Source organism: Janibacter limosus NBRC 16128, assembly GCF_001570985.1.
Taxonomy (GTDB): Bacteria; Actinomycetota; Actinomycetes; order Actinomycetales; family Dermatophilaceae; genus Janibacter; species Janibacter limosus.
This window is the reverse complement of the sequence record NZ_BCSS01000001.1, coordinates 132,397-154,245: the sequence shown is the minus strand read 5'-3', so window position 1 is coordinate 154,245 and position 21,849 is coordinate 132,397. Positions and strand designations below refer to the sequence as shown.

Genomic DNA, 21,849 nt, shown 5'->3' with positions numbered 1-21,849 from the left:
ACTTGTGGATTCGGACGACCTCTTCGCCTCCGCCGCCAGTGACGCACCACACGCTGGGGCGGACCTCAATGCACCCCTCGCGGTGCGGATGCGTCCGCGCAGCCTCGACGAGGTCCGCGGCCAGCGCGAGGTGCTGCGTCCCGGCTCGCCGCTGCGTCGGCTCGTCGAGGGCAGCGTCAACGCCGTGGCCGGTCCGATGTCAGCGATCCTCTGGGGCCCGCCCGGCACCGGCAAGACGACGCTGGCGCATCTCGTGGCGACGGCGGCCGAGCGCGAGTTCGTGCAGCTGTCGGCGGTGACGGCCGGGGTCAAGGACGTGCGTGCCGTCCTGGAGCGGGCCGCGACGAGCCGCTCGATGTACGGGCGCCAGACAGTGCTCTTCCTCGACGAGATCCATCGCTTCAGCAAGGCCCAGCAGGACGCCTTGCTGCCCGGCGTCGAAAATCGTGAGGTCGTGCTCGTCGCCGCGACGACCGAGAACCCCTCCTTCGCGGTCATCTCGCCACTGCTCTCCCGCTCGATCCTCGTCACGCTCGAGTCCCTCACGCGTGAGGAGGTCGGGGAGGTCATCGACTCGGCGCTGACCGATGACCGCGGTCTCGCCGGGGGCTACGACCTCGCGAGCGAGGCGCGCGATCACCTCGTGGACGTCGCCGGGGGCGACGCGCGGCGGGCGCTGACCTCGCTGGAGGCAGCCGCCGGCGTCGCGGGCGAGGACTTCCCCTTCGGTCGTGAGGTCCCCGACGCAGGAGTGCCGCTGACCCTGGCGCACGTCGAGCAGGCGGTGGCGCGGGCCGCGGTGCGCTACGACCGCACCGGTGACCAGCACTACGACGTCGCCTCCGCCTTCATCAAGTCGATGCGCGGGTCCGATGTCGACGCCGCGCTGCACTACCTGGCCCGCCAGCTGGAGGCAGGAGAAGACCCGCGGTTCATCGCCCGACGCATCGTCATCTCGGCGTCCGAGGACGTCGGCCTCGGCGATCCGACGGCGCTGCAGACCGCGGTCGCCGCGATGCACGCGGTCGCGCAGATCGGCATGCCGGAGGCGCGGATCATCCTCGCCCAGGCCGTCGTGCACAACACGCTCGCGCCCAAGTCCAACGCGGCCTACACCGGCATCAACGAGGCCGTGGCCGATGTGCGCGCGGGCAAGGTGCAGGCGGTGCCGCCGCACCTGCGGGGCAGCGGGTACACCCAGGCCTCTGACCGTGCTGCCGGTGCGAGCGGGGGAGCCAAGGTCGAGGGCTATGTCTATGCCCATGACCAGCCCGATGGCGTGGCCGCGCAGCAGTACCTCCCGGACGACCTGCACGCCGAGCTAACCGACCGCTCGTACTACCGGCCGACGGACCGGGGCTTCGAGGCGCGGCTCCAGGAGCGCTGGTCCTGGCTGCGAGGACGGCTGCGCGGTCACTGATGGCCGGCCCCGTGACGGATCACGGGTCGGCCACGACCGGTGGGTAAGGTAGGGGCATGACCGTGCCTCTCGGACGGCCGCGCCGGACCACCGCGCGGCGAGCTATCTCGGGGTCGGCCCGCGCCTGACGCGCCGGTCGCCCCCTTCGCTCCTGCCCGAGACATCCCCGCACCGTGCTCTTGCGCGAGCACTGATTGGACACGAGACACCCATGGAAACTGCCGAGATCCGGCGCCGCTGGCTCACCTTCTTCCAGGCCAAGGGACACACGGTCGTCCCCTCGGCCCCGCTGATCCACGAGGACCCCACACTCCTCTTCGTCAACGCCGGCATGGTCCCCTTCAAGCCCTACTTCTCCGGGCAGGAGACGGCCCCCTTCGACCGCGCCACGAGCGTGCAGAAGTGCGTGCGCACGGGTGACATCGACGAGGTCGGCAAGACCTCGCGCCACGGCACCTTCTTCCAGATGAACGGCAACTTCTCCTTCGGCGACTACTTCAAGCGCGAGGCGATCACCTTCGCCTGGCAGCTGCTCACCACCCCCCAGCCCGAAGGCGGCTACGGACTGGATCCCGAGCGCCTGTGGGCCACCGTCTACGAGGACGACGACGAGGCCGAGCAGCTGTGGCTGGAGATCACCTCGATCCCGGCCGAGCGCATCGTGCGTCGCGGCAAGGCCGACAACTACTGGCACATGGGCGTGCCGGGACCGGGTGGCCCCTGCAGCGAGATCTTCTACGACCGCGGCGAGGAGTACGGCGTCGACGGAGGTCCCGCGGTCGACGAGGACCGGTTCATGGAGATCTGGAACCTCGTCTTCATGCAGTACGAGCTGTCGCAGGTCCGGTCCAAGACCGACTTCGACATCGCGGGACCGCTGCCGGCGAAGAGCGTGGACACCGGCATGGGCCTGGAGCGCATGGCCAGCATCCTCCAGGGCGTCGACAACATGTACGAGATCGACGAGGTCTACCCGGTCCTGGAGAAGGCCGCGGAGATGACCGGTCGCAACTACGGTGCCTCTTCCGGGCAGACCGCCGGCGACTCCCACCCCGATGACGTGCACCTGCGCGTCGTCGCGGACCACATCCGCTCCTCCCTGATGCTCATCGGTGACGGCGTCACCCCGGGCAACGAGGGTCGTGGCTACGTCCTGCGCCGGATGCTGCGGCGCGCGGTGCGCGCAATGCGTCTGCTCGGGTACGACGAGCCGGCACTGCCCCACCTCATGCCCGTGTCGATGGAGCGGATGAGCGCGTCCTACCCGGAGCTGCGCACCGGCTTCGACCGGATCGCGCAGATCGCCTACGCCGAGGAGCAGGCCTTCCGCCGCACCCTGGCGTCGGGCACGACGATCCTCGACACCGCGGTGAGCAAGACCAAGCAGGGCGGCGGCGACACCCTCGCCGGCGCCCAGGCCTTCGCGCTCCACGACACCTATGGCTTCCCGATCGACCTCACTCTGGAGATGGCGGCGGAGCAGGGCCTGAAGGTCGACCGCGACGGCTTCGTGCGGCTCATGGACGAGCAACGTCAGCGGGCCAAGGCCGACGCCAAGGCCAAGAAGGGCGGGCACGCCAACACCGAGGTCTGGAAGGATCTGCGCTCGCTCGGTGCCACAGACTGGCGCGCCTACGACGAGCTGACGACCACGGGATCGGTCGTTGGTCTGGTGCGCGATGGCGCCCGTGTCGAGGAGCTCGAGCCCGGGCAGACCGGCGAGGTCGTCCTCGACCGCACGAGCTTCTACGCCGAGTCCGGTGGTCAGATCGCCGACTCCGGAGTCATCGTCGTCGACGGGGCCCGACTGCTGGTGCGCGATGTGCAGCGCCCGGTCAAGGGCCTCGTCGTCCACACCGTCGAGGTGGCCGACGGTCCCGTCCGCGTCGGGACGGACGCGTCCGCCGAGGTCGACCCGCAGTGGCGCATCGACGCCTGCCAGGCGCACTCCGGCACCCACGTCGTCCACGCCGCCCTGCGCCAGGTGCTCGGCCCGTCCGCGCTGCAGTCCGGCTCGTACAACAAGCCCGGTTACCTGCGGCTCGACTTCGCGTGGAACCAGGGGCTGTCCGCCGACACGCGTGCGGAGATCGAGCACGTCGCCAACCTCGCCGTCCGTGACGACCTGTCGGTCTCCGCGGACTGGATGACCCTGCCCGAGGCCCGTGACCGCGGTGCGCTCGCGCTCTTCGGTGAGACCTACGGCGAGCAGGTCCGGGTCGTCGAGATCGGCGGCGAGTGGTCGCGCGAGCTCTGCGGTGGCACCCACGTGCGTCACTCCAGTCAGATCGGAGCACTCACCCTCACCGGTGAGTCCTCGGTCGGCTCCGGCGTGCGCCGCCTCGAGGCCTTCGTCGGGATGAACGCCCTGGCGCACCTGGCGACCGAGCGCGCGCTGGTCGCCGAGCTGTCCGCCATCGTCAAGGTTCCGTCCGCCGATCTGCCCGAGCGGGTGAGCGAGCTCGTGGCCCGCCTGCGCGAGGTGGAGAAGGAGCTGGACACGGTGCGTCGGGAGCAGGTCGCGGCCTCTGCCGGCTCGCTCACCGACCAGGCCCGCGAGGTCGCTGGCGTGACCTTCATCGGTCAGCACATCGCCGGCGGCTCACCCGACGACCTGCGCCAGATGGTCACGGATGCCAGGGCCCGGTTGGGCGAGGAGCGGCCGAGCGTCGTGGCCCTCACCGGCGACGGCCCCGGCAAGCCGGTGATCGTCATCGCCACCAACGAGTCCGCGAGGACGAAGGGGGTCAAGGCCGGCGCGCTCGTGCGGGTCGCGGCCCAGGTCCTCGGCGGCGGCGGTGGCGGCAAGGATGACCTCGCCCAGGGAGGCGGTCAGGACGTCACCAAGGTCGAGGACGCACTGTCGGCGATCGAGCGGGAGCTCGGTGCCTGAGGCGGTCGACGTCATGCGCCACGGAGTGCGGATCGGTGTCGACGTGGGGGATGCCCGGGTCGGGGTCGCGTCGAGCGACCCCTCGGGCCTCCTCGCGACGCCGGTCGAGACGGTGCCCCGTGACCTCGAGCACGACAGTGACGTCGACCGGGTCGTGCAGATCGCCACGGAGCTGGGCGCCATGGAGTTCGTGATCGGCCTGCCGCGCTCCCTCGACGGGAGCGAGGGGCCGGCCGCGGACAAGGCGAGATCGTGGGCCAAGCGCCTGCGGTCGGTCCTCGCCGAGGCACCGATCGGCAACACGCCGATCCGGCTCGTGGACGAGAGGCTCACCACGGTGGATGCTCATCGTGGCCTGCGGGAGAGCGGACTGGACGGGCGCCGCCATCGGCAGGTCGTTGATCAGGCAGCAGCCGTCCTCATCCTGCAGACTGCGCTGGACACGGAACGCGCAACCGGTAGACCCCCCGGCGAACGGGTCGGTCGGCCGCGCCGACGCACACCGCTGAAGGGCAAGGACGCATGAGCGAGCTGCACGAGGACATCTTCGACGAGGAGCCGGCAGACGCACGGCACACCCGTCGTCATCGACGGGCCAAGGAGACGCGGACGTCTCGACGTGGCGGGGTCGGTTGTCTGGCGATGCTCCTGGCCGCAGCCGTCGTGCTGGTCGCGGTCTTCTTCGCCTTCGGCTCCCTTCGCTCCCTCCTGCCGGGCTCCTCCGAGGCGAAGGACTTCGACGGGCCGGGCCACGGCTCGGTCGAGGTCGCGGTCACGTCCGGGATGGCCGGCTCCGAGATCGGCGAGACCCTCGTGGAGGCTGGCGTCGTGAAGTCGACGAGCAGCTTCACCCAGGTCGCGACCGCGCAGCCGGACAAGGCTGCCTCGATCCAGCCGGGCACCTACGCCATGCTCAAGGAGATGAAGGCCTCCGACGCCTTCGACCGCCTCCTCGACCCGGCCAACCGGGTGGCCAAGGGCATCACGATCCCCGAGGGACTGTGGCGCTCGGAGATCTACACGAGGCTCTCCGAGGGCACTGGCACCCCCGTCGCCGAGTACGAGAAGGCGGAGAAGTCCGCCAAGCTCAAGCTGCCCGAGCAGGCCGGCGGTGACGTCGAGGGGTGGCTCTTCCCCTCGACCTACGAGTTCGACGAGGGCACCAGCGCCGTCGCGCAGCTGAACGCGATGATCGCCCTGACGACTGACCACCTCACCGAGGCCGGTGTCGCCAAGAAGGACTGGGAGCGCACGCTCATCGTGTCCTCCATCGTCGAGGGCGAGTCCGGGGCGGCTGACCGCGGAAAGGTCGCTCGCGTGATCGAGAACCGGCTCGAGGACGTCACCGGCCCCACCGTCGGGATGCTCCAGATGGACTCGACGATCCACTACATGCTGCAGAAGCGGGGGACGATCACGACCTCTGACAAGGAACGCGACACCGAGAACCCGTACAACACCTACAAGAACAAGGGCCTGCCTCCCGGTCCGATCAACAACCCCGGCGCCAAGGCCATCGAGGCTGCGGGCAACCCTGACGACGGCGACTGGCTCTTCTTCGTCACCGTCGACCCGGACACGGGCGAGACGAGGTTCACCGCCGACGAGTCCGAGCACCAGCGCAATGTCGACGAGTTCTGCCGCAACACCGGTAGCTGCGAGAACTGACGTCGTGGCCTCGCGCGCCGGCGTCCTCGGCTCACCGATCGCCCACTCGCTGTCTCCGACGCTCCACCGCGCCGGCTACGCGGCAGCGGGTCTCGCGGACTGGGGCTACACCGCTCACGAGATCGACGAAGGGGGACTCGCCCCCTTCGTCGCGGGGCTGGACGGGACCTGGCGCGGGCTCAGCCTGACGATGCCGCTCAAGGTCACGGCCTTCGACGTGGCCGACGAGGTGAGTGACCTCGCGCACCGAGCGGGGGCGATCAACACGCTCGTGCGCACCGATGCCGGCTGGCGCGGGGACAACACCGACGTGCACGGGGTGACTCGGGCGCTGGCGGATGCGGGCGCCACGGACATCGCGTCGGCGACGATCGTCGGGTCAGGAGCCACGGCACGCTCCGCCCTGCTCGGCCTCGTGGGGCTCGGAGCCACGCGCATCACGGTCGCCGCCCGCACGCCGGAGCGAGCCGAAGAGCTGCGCGATGTCGCTGATGTCGACCTGCGGATCGTGCCCCTGGCCGACTGGTCCCTAACGGGCGACGCGGCGATCGTCTCCACCGTGCCGGGAGGACCGGCCAACGCAGCGGCAGCCGGGCACCTGACCGGAGCCCTCGACGGGGTGACCCTCCTCGATGTCGTCTATGCGGACTGGCCGACGCCGCTGGCGAGGGCCGCGCGCGAGCACGGCGCGACGATCGTCTCCGGGCTCGAGATGCTCGTCCACCAGGCCGCGCGGCAGTTCGAGCTGTTCACCGGGACGCCCGCGCCGGTCGAGGCGATGCAGGCGGCAGGGCGCGCGGCGCTCGGCCACACCCCGGACGCCTGACGGCGCCCCACGATCGAAGTGCGAGGATTGCGCCCATGTTGCGTTGGTTGACCGCTGGTGAGTCGCACGGCCAAGCCCTCGTGGCGACCCTCGAAGGGCTGCCCGCCGGGGTCGAGGTGAGGACCTCGGACGTGGCTGCTGCCCTCGCCCGGCGCCGCCTCGGGTACGGCCGTGGCGCCCGGATGAAGTTCGAGCAGGACCAGGTGACCTTCCTCGGCGGTGTCCGGCACGGGAGCACCCTCGGCTCGCCGCTGGCCGTCATGATCGGCAACACCGAGTGGCCCAAGTGGGAGACGGTCATGGGTGCCGACCCGGTCGAGAGCGATGCCCTGGCCGCCGCCGACGACATCGGTGCTGACAAGGAGATCGCCCGCAACCGTCCGCTGACCCGCCCGCGTCCGGGGCACGCCGACCTCGTGGGCATGCAGAAGTACGGCTTCGACGAGGCCCGCCCGATCCTCGAGCGCGCCTCCGCGCGCGAGACCGCGGCGCGCGTCGCCCTCGGCGAGATCGCCGAGCGTTTCCTCGAGCAGGCCTACGGCATCCGCCTCGTCGCGCACACCGTCGCCATCGGTGAGGGCGAGGCGCCCGCGGACGGACCGCTGCCCACACCCGATGATGTCGACGCGCTCGATGCCAACCCCGTGCGGGCGATGACCCGCGAGGGTACCGACGCGATGGTCGCCGAGATCGAGGCGGCGAAGAAGGACGGTGACACCCTCGGCGGCGTCGTCGAGGTGCTGGCCTATGACCTGCCGCCGGGGCTGGGCAGCCACGTCCACTGGGACCGGCGGCTCGATGCGCGTCTGGCCGGCGCCCTCATGGGCATCCAGGCGATCAAGGGGGTCGAGGTCGGTGACGGCTTCACCACCGCACGCCGCCGCGGGTCCGCGGCCCACGACGAGATGGAGCGTGACGCCGAGGGCGTCATCCACCGCCGCACCGGCCGTGCCGGTGGGACCGAGGGCGGCATGAGCACCGGTGACGTGCTGCGCGTGCGCGCGGCGATGAAGCCGATCAGCACCGTCCCCCGCGCCCTGGAGACCATCGACGTGGCCGGCACCGACCCGGCGACGGCCATCCACCAGCGGTCCGACGTGTGCGCGGTCCCGGCTGCCGGGGTCGTCGCGCAGGCGATGGTCGCCCTCGTGCTGGCCGAGGCCTGCGTGGAGAAGTTCGGCGGGGACTCGGTCGCTGAGACCGCCCGCAACCACCGGTCCTACCTCGAGTCGATCCCCGAGCTGATGCGGACGTGGGAGGCGTGAGCGGGGCTCCCTTCGTCGTCGTCATCGGACCTCCCGGAGTGGGCAAGTCGACGGTCGCCCGAGGGCTGGCCGAGCGCCTCGGCCGACGCCTCGTCGACACCGACGCTCTCGTCGAGGAACGGGAGGGGCGCAGCATCTCCGACGTCTTCGTCGAGTCTGGCGAGGACCACTTCCGCGCAGCGGAGCGAGAGGCGGTGCTCGACTCGCTGGGGGAGGACGGCATCGTGCTCGCGCTCGGCGGCGGGGCGCCGATGATCCCTGACGTCACCCGGGCGCTGGTCGGGCACACGGTGCTCTTCCTCGACGTGGGCATCGCTGACGCCGCCAAGCGGATCGGCTTCGACAAGAGCCGGCCGCTGCTGTCGGTCAACCCGCGACAGAGCTGGATCAAGACCATGGAGGCTCGCCGCCCGACCTACGAGTCGCTGGCCACCCACCGGGTGGACACCGCAGGGCGCGGGGCCGACGAGGTCGTCGCCGAGGCACTGACCCGGCTGGAGGACGCATGAGCGGCGTGACCAACGATGTGACGACCATCCCTGTCGGGGAGGACTACGACGTGCTCGTCGGTCACGGGGTCTCCGCCCGCGTGGCCGAGGTGCTGCCAGCAGGCGTGGCCCGGGTCCTCGTCGTCCACGGCGAGCCCCTGGCCTCTCTCGCGGCCCCGGTGGTCACGGCACTGCGTGATGCGGGCCTCGAGGTCCACGTCGCCCCGGTCCCGGACGCCGAGGCAGCCAAGACCGTCACCGTCGCCGCCGGGCTGTGGGCGACCATGGGGCAGGCCGGGTTCACCCGCAGCGATGCCGTGGTCGCCGTCGGCGGTGGCAGCGTCACCGACCTGGGCGGCTGGGCCGCTGCGGCATGGTTGCGCGGAGTGGCCGTCGTCCACGTGCCGACGACCGTGCTCGGCATGGTCGATGCCGCCGTGGGTGGCAAGACCGGGATCAACACGGCCGAGGGCAAGAACCTCGTCGGAGCCTTCCACACCCCGGCCGCCGTCCTGTGCGACCTGGACCACCTGAGCACGCTGCCGCCGGCAGACCTGTCTGCGGGGCTGGCCGAGGTCGTCAAGGGTGGCTTCATCGCCGATCCGCGCATCCTCGAGATCGTCGAGGTGCACGAGTCCGCCGTCCAGGACCCCGGGTCCTCGGCCCTGCGGGAGGTCATCGAGCGCAAGATCGCGATCAAGGCCTCGGTGGTCGCTGCGGACCTGCGGGAGTCGCACCTGCGCGAGATCCTCAACTACGGCCACACGCTCGGGCACGCCATCGAGCACCACGAGCACTACCGGATGCGGCATGGCGAGGCCGTGTCGATCGGCATGGTCTACGCCGCCGAGATCGCTCACCGGACCGGTCGGATCGATGCCGACCTGCTCGAGCGTCACCGCTACGTGCTCGGCCTGCTCGGTCTGCCGACGACCTACTCGGCCGCGAGCTTCGACGAGCTGCTGGTCGCGCTGCGCCGGGACAAGAAGACCCGCGGGGCGACCCTGCGCTTCGTCGTCCTCGACGGGCTCGCCGAGCCCGCTCGGCTCGAGGGCCCCGACGAGTCGCTGCTCCGCGAGGCCTACGCCGCCCTGGCCTGATCGCCGCCCTGGCCTGACCGCGGGTTCAGGCAGGAGCGTCCAGCTCGGCCTCGTGCACGGTGATCGCCACCTGCACCCGGTTGTCCGCGCCCAGCTTGTCGAGGATGCGCCCGACGTGCGCCTTGACCGTCGCGACGCTGAGGAAGAGCTGGCGGGAGATGTCCGCGTTGGACAGGCCCGAGCCGACGGCTCGCGCGACCTCCAGCTCTCGATCGGTGAGCGCGGCCAGCTTGGCCCGGGCATCATCGCGCGATGTGCCTGAACCGGAGCCTCCGCTCGCTCGCACGGAGCTGAGCACCGACGCGGTGACGCCCGGGGAGAGGATCGACTGCCCGGCCGCCACGAGACGGACCGCCTCGACCAGGCGGTCCGGAGGAGTGTCCTTGAGCAGGAATCCGTCTGCGCCGTGCTGCAGTGCCCGCATCACATCGTCGTCGGCGTCGAAGGTCGTGAGGATGATGACCTTGCTCGACGACCCGCTGCGGACCAGCGCGTCGGTGGCGGCCAGCCCGTCCATCCGCGGCATCCGGATGTCCATGAGGACGACATCGGGGGAGTGCTCGGCGATGACCGCCAGGCCTGCTCGACCATCGTGCGCCTGCGCGACGACGGTGATCTCGGGTGCACCCCCGAGGATCATCGACAGCGCGGTGCGCACCATCGGATCATCATCGACGAGGACGACGGAGATCGGGTCGCTGCTCGGGGTGCTCACGAGGCCCACGGTAGCCACACCACCAGCCGGTGGTGGTCCTCACGCCATCCGTGCTCCATCCGCCCACCTGCCAGGGTCACGCGCTCGGAGAGACCGAGCAGCCCGACCCCCGCACCGGGGACGGGGCGCGCATCTCGGTGCAGGGAGCGCGGGTTGGTGACCGACACCTCCAGCTCGCCACCGGACCGGCCGGCGAGGTGGATGGACACCATGGCGCCCGGTGCATGCTTGCGGGCATTGGTCAGGCCCTCCTGGATGACGCGATAGGCCGTCCGGCTCGTCGTCTCAGGGAGCGTCGTCAGGTCGGGCCCACCCTCGGTGAGGCTGACCCGGGTGCCCGCGGACCGGGCGTCGTCGAGCAGCTCCGGCAGGTCGGCGAGAGTGCTCTGCGGGCGAAGGGGGGAGCCCTCCGCGTCCTCGCGCAGGACTCCGAGCACCTCACGCAGGTCCGTCAGGGCCGCCCGGGCATTGGTGTCGATCGCCGTGATGGCCGCTCGGCGCTCGTCCTCTGGGAGGTCCTGTCGATAGCTGAGGAGACCGGAGTGCATGGTCACCAGCGAGATGCGGTGGGCGAGGACATCGTGCATCTCCCGGGCGATGCGGCTGCGTTCGGCCGTCTGTGCCTGGGCCACCCGGGCGCGCTGCTCCGACTCAGCCGTCTGGGCCCGCTCCACCCAGGAACGCACGAGGGCACGGCGCGAGCCGATGGAGTACCCGACGGCGACGATGACGCCCACGACGAGCACGTTGACCAGGGCCTCGACCCAGACCGGCAGCGAGCCGGGCCCGGGTTCCGGGTAGATGATGCGCGCGGAGAAGAGGCCGGCCGCCACGGTGAGCCCGCCCACCGGGAGGAACTCGCGCCAGCGCTGACGCGTGGCCAGTGACGCCAGGGCGATGGTCTGCGCGCCGGCGGCCACCGTCGAGAGAGCGGTCATCACCGTCATGACAGCCGTGATGGTGACGGGCCACCGTCGGCGGAGCAGCAGGCCCCCTGTGGCGATCAGCCCCAGGAGCGGGTCGACGAGGATGAGCCAGAGACCACGCAAGGTCTCGGGCTCATTGTCGGGGTCGGGGAAGAGGAGCGCCGCGGTGAAGGTCCAGAACACCAGGCCCAGCAGGAGGGCCACGCCGAGCCGCCACGTGGTGTCCCACCACGTCAGACGGTCCGGGAGCCGCTCGTCGAGAGCTGGGGTGGAGGTCACGCCCCCACCGTAGGTGGCGGGGGAAGGAACCGGTATCCGCCACAGGTCGTGCCCTGGGGGAGCGACCCCCTCCCAAAGTCGTGGGTGGGTTCACGACCTGCGGGCGATGCCGCACTCGCCTCCCACGACGCATCGTTGGAGCATGATCACGGCCACCAACCTCACCAAGCGGTACGGCGACTTCACCGCCGTCCACGACATCTCCTTCACGGCCCGCCCGGGCAGCGTCACCGGGTTCCTCGGTCCCAACGGCGCCGGCAAGTCCACCGCGATGCGGATGATGACCGGCCTGACGCCGCCGACCTCCGGTGAGGCGCTCGTCCTCGGCCGCCGCTACCGGGAGCTGCCCAACCCCGGGCGCCATGTCGGCGTCATGCTGGACGCCTCCGCCCAGCACCCCGGACGCACCGGCAAGGAGGTCCTGACCCTCGCCGCCAGGACCATCGGCGTCGGGCCGACCGCGGTGGCCCACGGGCTGGCCACCGTCGGCCTCACCGACAAGGAGGCCGGCCGGCGGGTGCGCAACTACTCGCTCGGCATGCGTCAGCGTCTCGGTCTGGCCGCTGCCCTCATCGGTGATCCCGAGGTGCTGATCCTCGACGAGCCGGCCAACGGGCTGGACCCGCAGGGCATCCACTGGATGCGCGGGCTGCTGCGCGGCTTCGCCGACCGCGGCGGCACGGTGCTGCTGTCCTCGCACCTGCTCTCCGAGGTGCAGATCGTCGCCGACGAGCTGGTCATCATCGGCAACGGCCGCATCGTCGCCGAGGGCACGGTCGAGGATCTGCTCCAGCAGCAGGGCACCCGCGTGCGATCCACCGATGATGCTGCGCTCGCCGACGCACTGACCCGAGCCGGCGTCGAGGTCACCTCGAGCCCCGCCGGGCTGCTCGCGCAGACGAGCAGCGAGGCGGTCGGCCGCGTCGCGCTCGACGCCCGCATCGTCCTCACCGACCTCGCCTCCGGTTCCGCCGGTGGCCTCGAGGAGCTCTTCCTCACCCTGACCGCCAACGAGTCCCGAGAGGGGATTGCCGCATGAGCACCGCCACCGCACCCACGCAGTCCGCACCGCAGCCCATGTCGTCGAGCACCGCAAGGCCGCCCGTCGACGTGTCCGACGACCGGGTCCCCTTCGTCAGGCTCGTCACCATCGAGGTACGCAAGATGGTGGACACCCGCGCCGGGCTGTGGATGCTCATCACCATGGCCGGGATCGGCTTCCTGGTCGCCGGCGGTCTGGTCGTCTGGGGCCAGGAGCAGGACCACCGGTACCCGACCTTCCTCGGCTTCATCACGATGCCCCTGATGATGCTGCTGCCGATCATGGGCATCATGTCCGCGACCCAGGAGTGGAGCCAGCGCACCGGCCTCGCGACCTTCACGCTCGTGCCCCGGAGAGGACGGGTCATCGGCGCCAAGGTCGCGGCCGCACTCGTCCTGTGCCTCGTCCTCCTGGCTGCCGGCGCCGGTGCCGCTGCGCTGGCGACCCTCGTCTCCGGTGGGGAGTTCACCCTGACCGGCATCTCGCTCGCCGGCGTGGTCCTCACCGCACTGATCTTCACCCTGCAGGGCGTCGCATTCGGCGCGGCCTTCCTCAACACCCCGATCGCCATCGTGGCGAGCCTCGCACTGCCGACGGTGTGGACGATCCTCGGCGCGATGATCTCGTGGATGTCGGATGTCGCGACCTGGCTCGACCTCAACCTCGTCACCGGCCCGCTCACGGAGGGGACAATGACCGGGGAGAACTGGGCACAGCTGGCCACGGGCTCCGCGCTGTGGGTCGGCCTGCCGCTGGTGATCGGCAGCTACCGGATCCTCACCCGCGAGATCAAGTAGCCGGAACCTCTTCGTCCTCGCCCGAGGGCGCGGTCTGCGACATCACCGCGATGATCGCGGCCGCGTCCTCGTCGCCGAGCCTGCCCCACCCGGGCTCGTAGCCGTAGACCTCGCCAAGAGGAGTGGCCTTGCGGGCGCCCAGGAGCAGGTCGACGTCGTCGACCGTGAGCAGGCCCGGGTGCCAGACGCCGCAGGCCTCCGACACCTTGAGCAGGTCGCGGCGCAGGGTGCGGATGTAGTTGTGGACGCGCTGCGCCTTGAGGGTGGGGTCAAGGCCGCGGGAGAGCCACTGGTTCTGCGTGGCCACCCCCGTGGGGCAGTGGTCGGTGTGGCACTTCTGCGCCTGGATGCACCCGATGGCCAGCATCGCCTCGCGGGCAACGTGCACCATGTCGACGCCCATGGCGAAGGCGACGAGCGCATTTTCGGGCAGGCCGAGCTTGCCCGAGCCCACCCAGACGACGCGATCGGTCAGCCCGGCCCGGGCGAAGATGCCGTACACGCGGGCGAAGCCGAGCCGGAAGGGCAGTGCCACCGCGTCGCTGAAGACGAGGGGAGCCGCGCCGGTTCCCCCTTCGCCGCCGTCGATCGCGATGTAGTCGACCCCGCGGGAGCCGTCGGCCATGGCGTCCGCCAGGTCCTCCCAGAAGCTCAGGTCGCCGACCGCGGACTTGATGCCGATCGGCAGGCCGGTCTCGTCGGCGAGCCGCTCGACGAAGTCCAGCATGGAGTCGATGTCGTCGAACTCCGTGTGGCGGGAGGGGCTGGCGCAGTCCTCGCCCTGCGGGATGCCGCGGGTCTCGGCGATCTCGGGGGAGATCTTCGCTGCGGGCAGCATGCCACCCAGCCCGGGCTTGGCGCCCTGGCTCAGCTTGATCTCGATCGCCTTGACCGGAGCGGACTCGACGACGGCCTTGAGCTTGGCCAGGTCGAACCGGCCCTCGTCGTCGCGGCAGCCGAAGTAGGCGGTGCCGATCTGGAAGATGAGGTCGCCGCCCTGACGGTGGTAGGGCGACAGCGATCCCTCACCCGTGAGCTGCATGCACCCGGCGAGCCGCGCACCCTCGTTGAGGGCGTGGACAGCGTTGCCCGAGAGGGAGCCGAAGCTCATCGAGGAGATGTTGACGACCGACTCCGGTCGGAAGGCGTGACGCCTGCCCCGGGCCGCACCCAGCACCTTGGCGCAGGGGAGGGGGCTGTCCTCGCCGTCGTGGGTCTGGGTGGAGGCAGAGACATCGGAGAAGGTGCGGTGCTTGAAGATCGGGTAGCCCTCGGCCTGCTCGACGTCGTTGTCCGTGCCGAAGCCCACGTAGTTGTTCTCCATCTTGGACGAGGCATAGACCCACGAGCGCTGGTCGCGGCTGAAGGGCCGCTCCTCGTCATTGCTCGTCACGATGTACTGCCGCAGCTCGGGCCCGATCTTCTCGAGGAGGTAGCGGGCATTGGCGACGACCGGGAAGTTGCGCTTGAGCGAATGCTGCTTCTGCAGAAGGTCTCGGGCGGCGACCCCAGCGGTACCGGCGGCGATCAGGAGAAGGGCAGACGTGGACTTCATGCCCGCCATACTGCCCCCTGTGGCACGCCTGATGGGAAGATGCGGCAGGTGAACGCCTCCTCGACTCCTCATCCACGCCGCGGCCTCCTCGTGGCGTGCCTGCTCGTCATCGCCCTGGTCGTGACGGTGGTCGTGTGGCGGGTGCGCGAGGGAGACGACGGACGACAGGTGGCGACCGGCCCGGCGGGAGCGGCCTTTTACGAGGTGAGCCCGCAACAGCTGGCCACGGACCGCCACGGCACGCTCATCTGGTCGCGCCGCGTGGTCGACGGTCCGACGATCGGTGGGACCACCCACCTCGTGATGTACCGATCGATGAGTGCGAAGGGGGAGCCCGTCGCCGTGTCCGGGGTGGTCTCCATCCCGTCGGGTGAGCCGCCCGAGGGTGGGTGGCCGGTCATCAGCTGGGGGCACGGTACGACGGGGATGGCCGACGACTGCGCCCCGTCGCGTTCGCTCGTCGACCAGCAGACCGGCATCTACACCGCCTCGATGGACCAGACGACGACCGACCTCGTCGGGGACGGGTATGCCGTCGTGCGGACCGACTACGAGGGACTCGGCACGCCGGGGCCGCACCCGTACCTCATGGGTCAGTCCGCAGGTGCGTCGATGACCGACATCGTCCTCGCCGCACACGAGCTCTCCCCGGACCTGTCCCCACGCTGGGTCGCGATGGGGCACTCGCAGGGCGGGCAGGCGGCCCTCTTCACCAGCAGGTTCACCGACGCCTACGCGCCCGGGCTGGACCTCGCCGGCATCGTCGCGCTCGCTCCGCCGAGCCAGCTCGGCGTGGTGGTGGAGATGGCTGGTGGGCAGGCTCCGGCGGGGACGACCGAGGAAGAGCAGGCGGCCGCGACCGACTCGGCGTCGGGGGCCGGATTCCTCGGCCCGCTGGTCGTCGCAGCGGCCCGGGTCACGGGCGTGGACGTCAAGGACGTCGTGACGCCCGCGGGTCAGCGGCTGCTGCCCCAGCTCGAGGACCGGTGCATCGCCGAGCTCTTCCGCGAGGACTCCTTCGGTGGCATGCGCCTGGAGGACTTCTTGCGCGAGGACGCCGACCTGAGCCGGATCCGGCGCACCGTCGGCACCAACGACGCCGCCGAGCTGCACCCGCACGCCCCCGTCCTGATCGTCCACGGAACCAAGGACACGACCGTGCCGCCGCTCCTCAGCGACCGGCTCTCGGAGCAGTACGAGCAGCAGGGGGCCGATGTCGAGTACGTCCGGGTGTCCGGAGCGGACCACATCTCCGTGCTCGAGGCCTCGCGGCCCCGGGTGCAGGAATGGGTGTCGGCTGCCTTCGTCGAAGCCGGTTAGGATGCTTGGCGGCCCGCGCGTGCCCATGGCGCAGCAGCGGGAGACCTCAGAGACGACGACGCGAAGGCGAGCTACACGTGGCAACGACGAATGACCTCAAGAACGGCATGGTCCTCAACATCGATGGCCAGCTCTGGAGCGTCGTGGAGTTCCAGCACGTCAAGCCCGGCAAGGGCCCGGCCTTCGTGCGGACCAAGCTCAAGAATGTCACCAGCGGCAAGACCGTCGACAAGACCTTCAACGCCGGCACCAAGGTCGAGACGTCCAATGTGGACAAGCGCACCATGCAGTACCTCTACAACGACGGCACCGACTACGTCTTCATGGACAGCGACACCTACGACCAGATCCCGGTCCCCCCGGAGGTCGTCGGCGACGCGAGCAAGTACATGCTCGAGAACCAGGAAGCCGTCATCGCCCGTCACGAGGGCACCGTCCTGTACGTCGAGCTGCCCGCCTCGGTCGTCCTGGAGATCACCTACACCGAGCCCGGCCTGCAGGGTGACCGCTCCACCGGTGGCACCAAGCCGGCCACGCTCGAGACCGGCGCGGAGATCTCCGTGCCGCTCTTCCTCGAGCAGGGCACCAAGGTCAAGGTCGACACCCGTGACGGCTCCTACCTCGGTCGAGTGAGCTGAGTGGGAGCACGCACCAAGGCGCGTCGGCGGGCCGTCGACCTCCTCTTCGAGGCGGAGTCGCGTGGTCTCAACGCCGGTGATCTGGCCAGCGAGCGCGCCCAGACGCCGGTGACTCCGGCGCCGCTCAACGAGTACACGATCACCGCCGTCCAGGGCGTGGTCGGGCACTGGAACGACATCAACGACGCCCTGACGACGTACAGCCAGGGCTGGACCCTGGACCGGATGCCCGATGTCGACCGTGCGATCCTGCGGCTGGGCACCTGGGAGATCCTCTTCAGCGACGATGTGCCCGACGAGGTCGCGGTCAGCGAGGCCGTGGTCCTGGCGACCGAGCTGAGCACCGACGAGTCCCCGAAGTTCATCAACGGCCTGCTGGCCCGCATCGTCGAGGTCAAGCCCACCCTCGTCTGAGGAGACACATGAGCACGCTGCACGAGAGTGACATCCGCACGGAGCCCGCCGACCGCGGCGCCGTCATCGGCGACGGCATCTCGTGGCTGGCGCGGTGGTCGATGCGGCTGCTGCTCGTCGCGGCGGGCGCCTTCATCATCTGGTGGCTGCTGTCCACGCTGTGGGTCGGGGTCTTCCCCGTCCTGCTCGCGCTGATCGCCGCCACCGTCCTGTGGCCCCCGACCCGGTGGCTGCGCAGCAAGGGTGTGCCCGCGGCGTTGGCCGCGGCCCTGGTGATCGTCGGTGCCCTGGTGGTCTTCTTCGGCGTGCTCGGTGCGATCACGCCGTCGCTCGTCAGCCAGTCGGGTGACCTGGCCAGCCAGGCCAGCAAGGGACTGACCGAGCTGCAGGATCGCGCTGCCCGGCCGCCCTTCAACATCGACAGCTCGACGATCAACGACGCCGTGACGTCAGCCACGACGTGGCTGCAGGACCAGAGCGGTCAGATCGCCTCCGGAGCACTGGCCGGTGCCTCGGCCGTCGGCTCGGGCATCGTGACCCTCGTCCTGGTGCTGGTGCTCGTCTTCTTCTTCATCAAGGACGGGCCGCAGTTCCTCCCCTTCGTCCGTCGGCTCTCGGGCGAGCGGGCCGGTGCCCACCTCACCGAGGTCGCCACCCGCTCGTGGAACACGCTCGGCGGGTTCATCCGCACCCAGGCGCTCGTCTCCGCGGTCGACGCGGTCCTCATCGGCAGCGGGTTGTTCCTCCTCGGAGTGCCCCTGGCTTTTGCGTTGGCCATCCTCACCTTCTTCGGTGGCTTCATCCCGATCGTCGGTGCCTTCGCCGTCGGCTTCCTGTCCGTCCTCGTGGCACTCGTCGCGCAGGGCCCGATGACCGCGCTCTTCGTCCTGATCCTCATCATCGCGGTCCAGCAGCTCGAGGGCAATGTGCTCTCGCCGATGCTGCAGGGCCGGTCGATGCAGCTGCACGCGGGCGTCGTCCTGCTGTCCGTCGCGGTCGGCAGCACGATCTTCGGCATCGTCGGCGCCTTCCTCGCGGTGCCTGTGGCGGCGGTGGCGGCGGTCGTGCTTCGCTACCTCAGCGAGCAGGTCAACCTCAAGGCGGGCATCGTCACGGCTGACGACGTCGAGCCGGAGTCCGACGAGGGCGAGGAGATCGCCGAGGCCGTCGAGGAGGAAGCACCGGTCGCGGAGTGACCGCGGTCGTCGTGCGGCCGGCCGTCAGCGTCATCCCCGTGCGTGACGGACGCGAGGGCCTGGAGGTCTTCGTCCAGCACCGCCAGCACACGATGGACTTCGCCGCCGGAGTGGCGGTCTTCCCCGGCGGTCGGTGCGACCCCGGCGACGAGGCGAAGGGGGCGGACCTGCCCCTCTCGCAGGAGCTCGAGAGCGAGCACGTGCGGCGGTGGTCCGACCTGGACGGCCCGGTGGCGGACGCGACGGGCCGGGCCCGCACCCGGATCGCCACGGGGCTGCGGGAGCTCGCCGAGGAGACGGGCTACGAGGCCGGGCCGGGCGATCTGCTTCCCTGGGACTGCTGGGTGACGCCCGAGGGTTCGCCCAAGCGCTTCGATGTGGCCTTCTTCGTCCTGGCGATCGGACCCGATGGGCCGCAGCCGCGCCACCAGACCACCGAAGCCGTGGACTCGCGCTGGGAGGGCATCACCGCCCTCCTGACCGATCACGCGGCGGGGCGGACGCGACTGATGACGCCGACCCGGGTGCTCCTGGAGGAGCTGCAGGCCCTCGGCGATGTCGCGACCGTCCTCGCGCTGCGCCCGGTGATCACCGGTGTGCGTGACGACCGAGCCGGCGGGCGGCCACGCGCCACCCAGTGACCGTCCGCCGGGTGGGGATCAGAAGGCCGGCTGGACCTCGCCGTCGGGCCAGGTCTTCTCGATGTAGGCCTTGACCTCGGGGGAGTGGAGCAGCTCGTCGAGCTTCTTCAGGCCGGGGTTGTCCTCGTTGGCCTTCTGCACGGCGAGGAAGTTGGCGTAGGGGCTGTCCTTGCCGTCCTCGACGAGGATCGCGTCCTTGGTCGACAGGTTCGCCTCGATGGCGTAGTTGCCGTTGATGACGGCCGCGTCCAGGTCCTGCAGGGAGCGAGCCAGCTGGGCCGGGTCGGTCTCCTTGAACTTCAGCTTCTTCGGGTTGTCCGCGACGTCGAAGATCGTGGCATTGGTCGCGTCCTTGCCGTCCTTGAGCGTGATGACGTCGTTGTCGGCGAGCAGCTGCAGGGCCCGGCCCTGGTTGGACGGGTCGTTGTTGACCCCGATCTGGGCGCCGGACTTCAGGTCCTTGACGTCCTTGACGGTGTCCGAGTAGAGCGCGAAGGGCTCGAGGTGGATGCCCGAGTAGTGCGCGAAGTCGTACCCGCGGTCCGTGACCTGCTCCTCGTAGTAGGGGAGGTGCTGGTAGTAGTTGGCGTCGAGCGTGCCCTCGGAGAGCTGGACATTGGGCTGGATGTAGTCGTCGAAGGTCTTGATGTCGAGGTCGAGCTTCGCCTCCGGCGCCAGCTCCTTGTCGACGAACTCCAGGATCTTGGCGTGCGGGGTCGGGGAGGCCCCGACGGTGATGGTGGTGACGCCCTTGTCGTCGGCCGCGGGGCCCTCGGAGTCACCCTTGGCCAGCCCGCAGGCCGAGAGGCCGAGGGAGGTGACGATGATGACCGCGGCAGCGCGGGTCGTGGTGCGGAAGGGGGACATGGGTGTCCTTTCGAGTCGTGGTGCGGTGGCGTGGGAGGGGTGGGTGATCAGCGGCGGTCGAGGCGGCGGGCGACGAGATCGCCGACGACCTGGACCACAGTGACGATGACGACGAGCAGCACGACGCAGACGATCATCACGTCGGACTCGAAGCGGTTGTAGCCATAGCTCATCGCCACGGCGCCGAGACCGCCGCCTCCGACGGCGCCGGCCATGGCCGTGTAGCCGATGAGGGCGATGACGGTCGTGGTCAGGCCGGCGACGAGCCCGGACCGGGCCTCGGGCAGCAGGACCTTGCGGGTGATCTCTCCCCGGCTGGCGCCCATCATCGTCACGGCCTCGACCTTGCCGGCGGTGACCTCTCGCAGCGAGGTCTCGACGAGCCGCGCGTAGAAGGGGATCGCGCCGACGGTCAGGGGGACGACCGCGGCCTGCCAGCCGATGGAGGTGCCCACGACGAGGCGGGTGAACGGGATGATCGAGATCATCAGGATGAGGAAGGGCAGCGAGCGGCCGATGTTGACCACGGCCCCGACGACGCGGTTGAGGAAGGCGTTGGGCGCGGTCCCTCCGGGGGAGGTCGTGAAGAGCAGCACGCCGAGGGGGATCCCGAGGAGCGCCGTGAGGACGCCGGCGACGGCCGTCATCGCGAGGGTCTCCCAGATCGCGGTCGGCACCGCCTGCTGGATGATCGGGTTGTCGAGCCACCGTCCCTCTGTCGTGAGGGTGGCGAGGGCGATCATGCCGCCACCTCCGGGGAGAGGTGTGCAGCCTCGAGGAGGTGGACCGCGTCCTGGGTGCGGGCCGGGTCGACCTCGAGCTGGATGCGTCCGACACGACGTCCGGCGATGGTCTCGAGGGTGGCCGCAGCGACCTCGGCGGGCACACCCCCTTCGCGCAGGAGCGCCAGGACTGCGTCCACGCTCGCGGCTGCGGAGCGGGCGTCGCCGAGGGCGACCTCGACGTACCCGCCGTCGTGCTCCAGCGGCAGGGGCGGCAGGGGGACGAGGTCGCGGTGGAGCTGACCGCTGGCGTCGGCGACGACATCGCTGATGGCGCCGGTCTCGAGGACCTTGCCGTCCGCCAGCAGGGTCACGGTGTCGCACACCTCGCGGACGACGGAGGGCTCGTGGGTGATGATCACGACGGTGATCCCGAGGCGCTCGCGCAGGTCGCGCAGGAGGCCGAGGATCTGGCGGGTCGTGCCGGCGTCGAGGGCCGAGGTCGGCTCGTCGCACAGCAGGATGTCGGGCCCTGTCGCCAGGGCGCGGGCGATGCCGACACGCTGCTGCTGGCCGCCGGAGAGCTGGCCTGGGTGGTTGTCGGCGCGGTCGGTGAGGCCGACGAGGTCGAGCAGCTCGGCGACCCGGGCGCGTCGCTCGGCGGTGGTCCAGCCGGCGATCTCCAGGGGCAGGGCGATGTTGTCCGCGGCGGAGCGCGAGTCCAGCAGGTTGGCGTGCTGGAAGACCATGCCGAAGCGTCGACGGACGGCGCGCAGGGCATCGCCGGTGAGCGCCGGGATGTCGGTCCCGTCGAGGTCGACGGTGCCGGCCGTGGGCTGCTCGAGGCCGGTCAGGCAGCGGATGAGCGTCGACTTGCCGGCGCCGGAGCGTCCGACGATGCCGTGGATGGAGCCGCGCGCGATGGACAGGGTGATGTCCTCGAGGGCGACGACGGGTCCGCGCGGGGAGGGGAACTCCTTGCGCAGGCCGCTGAGGCGGAGCAGGGGTGGTGTCTCGGTCACGAGGTAGATAATAGGAAGTTATGTCTCCCATAAGCAAAACGATTGTGTGCTTATT

The 21,849-nt window shown here is 70.5% G+C and carries 21 protein-coding genes; 15 read left to right on the top strand and 6 right to left on the bottom strand.

The genetic code is table 11. The features are described 5' to 3' along the window. The first annotated feature begins 4 nt into the window (after nucleotides 1–4). The 8 genes from JLI01S_RS00685 (at nucleotide 5) to aroB (ending at nucleotide 9,660) form a co-directional block, all read left to right on the top strand. Nucleotides 5–1,420 carry a replication-associated recombination protein A gene (locus JLI01S_RS00685; RefSeq protein ID WP_068258603.1) on the top strand — a complete coding sequence of 472 codons (1,416 nt, stop codon included), beginning with the start codon at nucleotides 5–7 and terminating at the stop codon, nucleotides 1,418–1,420. 211 nt (nucleotides 1,421–1,631) lie between these two features. Next, nucleotides 1,632–4,313, top strand: a complete 2,682-nt coding sequence (alaS, locus tag JLI01S_RS00680) for an alanine--tRNA ligase (protein WP_068258536.1) — start codon at nucleotides 1,632–1,634, stop codon at nucleotides 4,311–4,313. A 13-nt stretch (nucleotides 4,314–4,326) separates the two neighbouring features. Further along, nucleotides 4,327–4,839: a Holliday junction resolvase RuvX gene (gene ruvX, locus JLI01S_RS00675; protein WP_068258601.1), complete on the top strand. Its 513-nt coding sequence runs from the start codon at nucleotides 4,327–4,329 to the stop codon at nucleotides 4,837–4,839. Continuing rightward, complete coding sequence (mltG, locus tag JLI01S_RS00670) at nucleotides 4,836–5,981, top strand: endolytic transglycosylase MltG (protein WP_068258535.1); 1,146 nt, start codon at nucleotides 4,836–4,838, stop codon at nucleotides 5,979–5,981. The genes ruvX and mltG overlap by 4 nt, the downstream gene beginning before the upstream one ends. Nucleotides 5,982–5,985: 4 nt before the next feature. Continuing rightward, entirely contained in the window at nucleotides 5,986–6,807 is an 822-nt protein-coding gene (locus JLI01S_RS00665; protein ID WP_245634474.1) for a shikimate dehydrogenase, read from the top strand. A 35-nt stretch (nucleotides 6,808–6,842) separates the two neighbouring features. Then, nucleotides 6,843–8,072, top strand: a complete 1,230-nt coding sequence (gene aroC / locus JLI01S_RS00660; RefSeq protein ID WP_068258532.1) for a chorismate synthase — start codon at nucleotides 6,843–6,845, stop codon at nucleotides 8,070–8,072. Continuing rightward, nucleotides 8,069–8,581 carry a shikimate kinase gene (locus JLI01S_RS00655; RefSeq protein ID WP_068258527.1) on the top strand — a complete coding sequence of 171 codons (513 nt, stop codon included), beginning with the start codon at nucleotides 8,069–8,071 and terminating at the stop codon, nucleotides 8,579–8,581. Before aroC ends, JLI01S_RS00655 begins: the two co-directional genes overlap by 4 nt. Further along, on the top strand, nucleotides 8,578–9,660 hold the full coding sequence (aroB, locus tag JLI01S_RS00650; protein ID WP_068258525.1) for a 3-dehydroquinate synthase: 1,083 nt from the start codon (nucleotides 8,578–8,580) through the stop codon (nucleotides 9,658–9,660). Before JLI01S_RS00655 ends, aroB begins: the two co-directional genes overlap by 4 nt. 25 nt (nucleotides 9,661–9,685) lie before the next feature. Here aroB and JLI01S_RS00645 read toward each other — a convergent pair whose 3' ends face one another. Both JLI01S_RS00645 and JLI01S_RS00640 read right to left on the bottom strand, forming a co-directional pair. Beyond that, nucleotides 9,686–10,375, bottom strand: coding sequence for a response regulator (locus JLI01S_RS00645; RefSeq protein ID WP_084349084.1), 690 nt, complete (start codon nucleotides 10,373–10,375; stop codon nucleotides 9,686–9,688). Continuing rightward, a complete protein-coding gene (locus tag JLI01S_RS00640) occupies nucleotides 10,372–11,580 on the bottom strand; it encodes a sensor histidine kinase (RefSeq protein ID WP_068258523.1) in 1,209 nt (402 codons plus the stop codon). The genes JLI01S_RS00645 and JLI01S_RS00640 overlap by 4 nt, the downstream gene beginning before the upstream one ends. 142 nt (nucleotides 11,581–11,722) lie before the next feature. On the opposite strand from JLI01S_RS00640, the gene JLI01S_RS00635 reads away from it, so the two are divergent. Continuing rightward, the gene (locus tag JLI01S_RS00635; RefSeq protein WP_084349077.1) at nucleotides 11,723–12,619 is read left to right on the top strand and encodes an ABC transporter ATP-binding protein; all 897 of its coding nucleotides are present in this window, start codon (nucleotides 11,723–11,725) and stop codon (nucleotides 12,617–12,619) included. Continuing rightward, a complete protein-coding gene (locus JLI01S_RS00630) occupies nucleotides 12,616–13,419 on the top strand; it encodes an ABC transporter permease (protein WP_068258521.1) in 804 nt (267 codons plus the stop codon). Before JLI01S_RS00635 ends, JLI01S_RS00630 begins: the two co-directional genes overlap by 4 nt. Here the strand turns inward: JLI01S_RS00630 and JLI01S_RS00625 are convergent. Further along, the gene (locus JLI01S_RS00625) at nucleotides 13,412–14,974 is read right to left on the bottom strand and encodes an FMN-binding glutamate synthase family protein (RefSeq protein WP_068258597.1); all 1,563 of its coding nucleotides are present in this window, start codon (nucleotides 14,972–14,974) and stop codon (nucleotides 13,412–13,414) included. The two genes, JLI01S_RS00630 and JLI01S_RS00625, sit on opposite strands and share 8 nt — an antisense overlap. A gap of 48 nt (nucleotides 14,975–15,022) precedes the next feature. Between JLI01S_RS00625 and JLI01S_RS00620 the strand changes: the two genes are divergently transcribed. From JLI01S_RS00620 to JLI01S_RS00600, 5 genes are all read left to right on the top strand, one after another. Beyond that, complete coding sequence (locus JLI01S_RS00620; RefSeq protein ID WP_169797263.1) at nucleotides 15,023–16,294, top strand: lipase family protein; 1,272 nt, start codon at nucleotides 15,023–15,025, stop codon at nucleotides 16,292–16,294. Nucleotides 16,295–16,371: 77 nt separating this feature from the next. After that, nucleotides 16,372–16,932, top strand: coding sequence for an elongation factor P (gene efp / locus JLI01S_RS00615; RefSeq protein ID WP_068258518.1), 561 nt, complete (start codon nucleotides 16,372–16,374; stop codon nucleotides 16,930–16,932). Further along, nucleotides 16,933–17,346 carry a transcription antitermination factor NusB gene (gene nusB, locus JLI01S_RS00610; protein WP_068258514.1) on the top strand — a complete coding sequence of 138 codons (414 nt, stop codon included), beginning with the start codon at nucleotides 16,933–16,935 and terminating at the stop codon, nucleotides 17,344–17,346. A gap of 8 nt (nucleotides 17,347–17,354) precedes the next feature. Continuing rightward, entirely contained in the window at nucleotides 17,355–18,542 is a 1,188-nt protein-coding gene (locus tag JLI01S_RS00605; protein ID WP_068258513.1) for an AI-2E family transporter, read from the top strand. Then, on the top strand, nucleotides 18,539–19,183 hold the full coding sequence (locus JLI01S_RS00600; protein ID WP_157074767.1) for an NUDIX hydrolase: 645 nt from the start codon (nucleotides 18,539–18,541) through the stop codon (nucleotides 19,181–19,183). Before JLI01S_RS00605 ends, JLI01S_RS00600 begins: the two co-directional genes overlap by 4 nt. Before the next feature lie 18 nt (nucleotides 19,184–19,201). Here JLI01S_RS00600 and JLI01S_RS00595 read toward each other — a convergent pair whose 3' ends face one another. From JLI01S_RS00595 to JLI01S_RS00585, 3 genes are read right to left on the bottom strand one after another with little or no spacing between them, the layout of a single operon-like run. Beyond that, nucleotides 19,202–20,050: a MetQ/NlpA family ABC transporter substrate-binding protein gene (locus JLI01S_RS00595; protein WP_068258512.1), complete on the bottom strand. Its 849-nt coding sequence runs from the start codon at nucleotides 20,048–20,050 to the stop codon at nucleotides 19,202–19,204. Between the two features lie 47 nt (nucleotides 20,051–20,097). Beyond that, on the bottom strand, nucleotides 20,098–20,793 hold the full coding sequence (locus JLI01S_RS00590; RefSeq protein WP_068258511.1) for a methionine ABC transporter permease: 696 nt from the start codon (nucleotides 20,791–20,793) through the stop codon (nucleotides 20,098–20,100). Beyond that, nucleotides 20,790–21,803, bottom strand: coding sequence for a methionine ABC transporter ATP-binding protein (locus JLI01S_RS00585; RefSeq protein ID WP_084349075.1), 1,014 nt, complete (start codon nucleotides 21,801–21,803; stop codon nucleotides 20,790–20,792). The genes JLI01S_RS00590 and JLI01S_RS00585 overlap by 4 nt, the downstream gene beginning before the upstream one ends. Nucleotides 21,804–21,849: the final 46 nt, after the last annotated feature.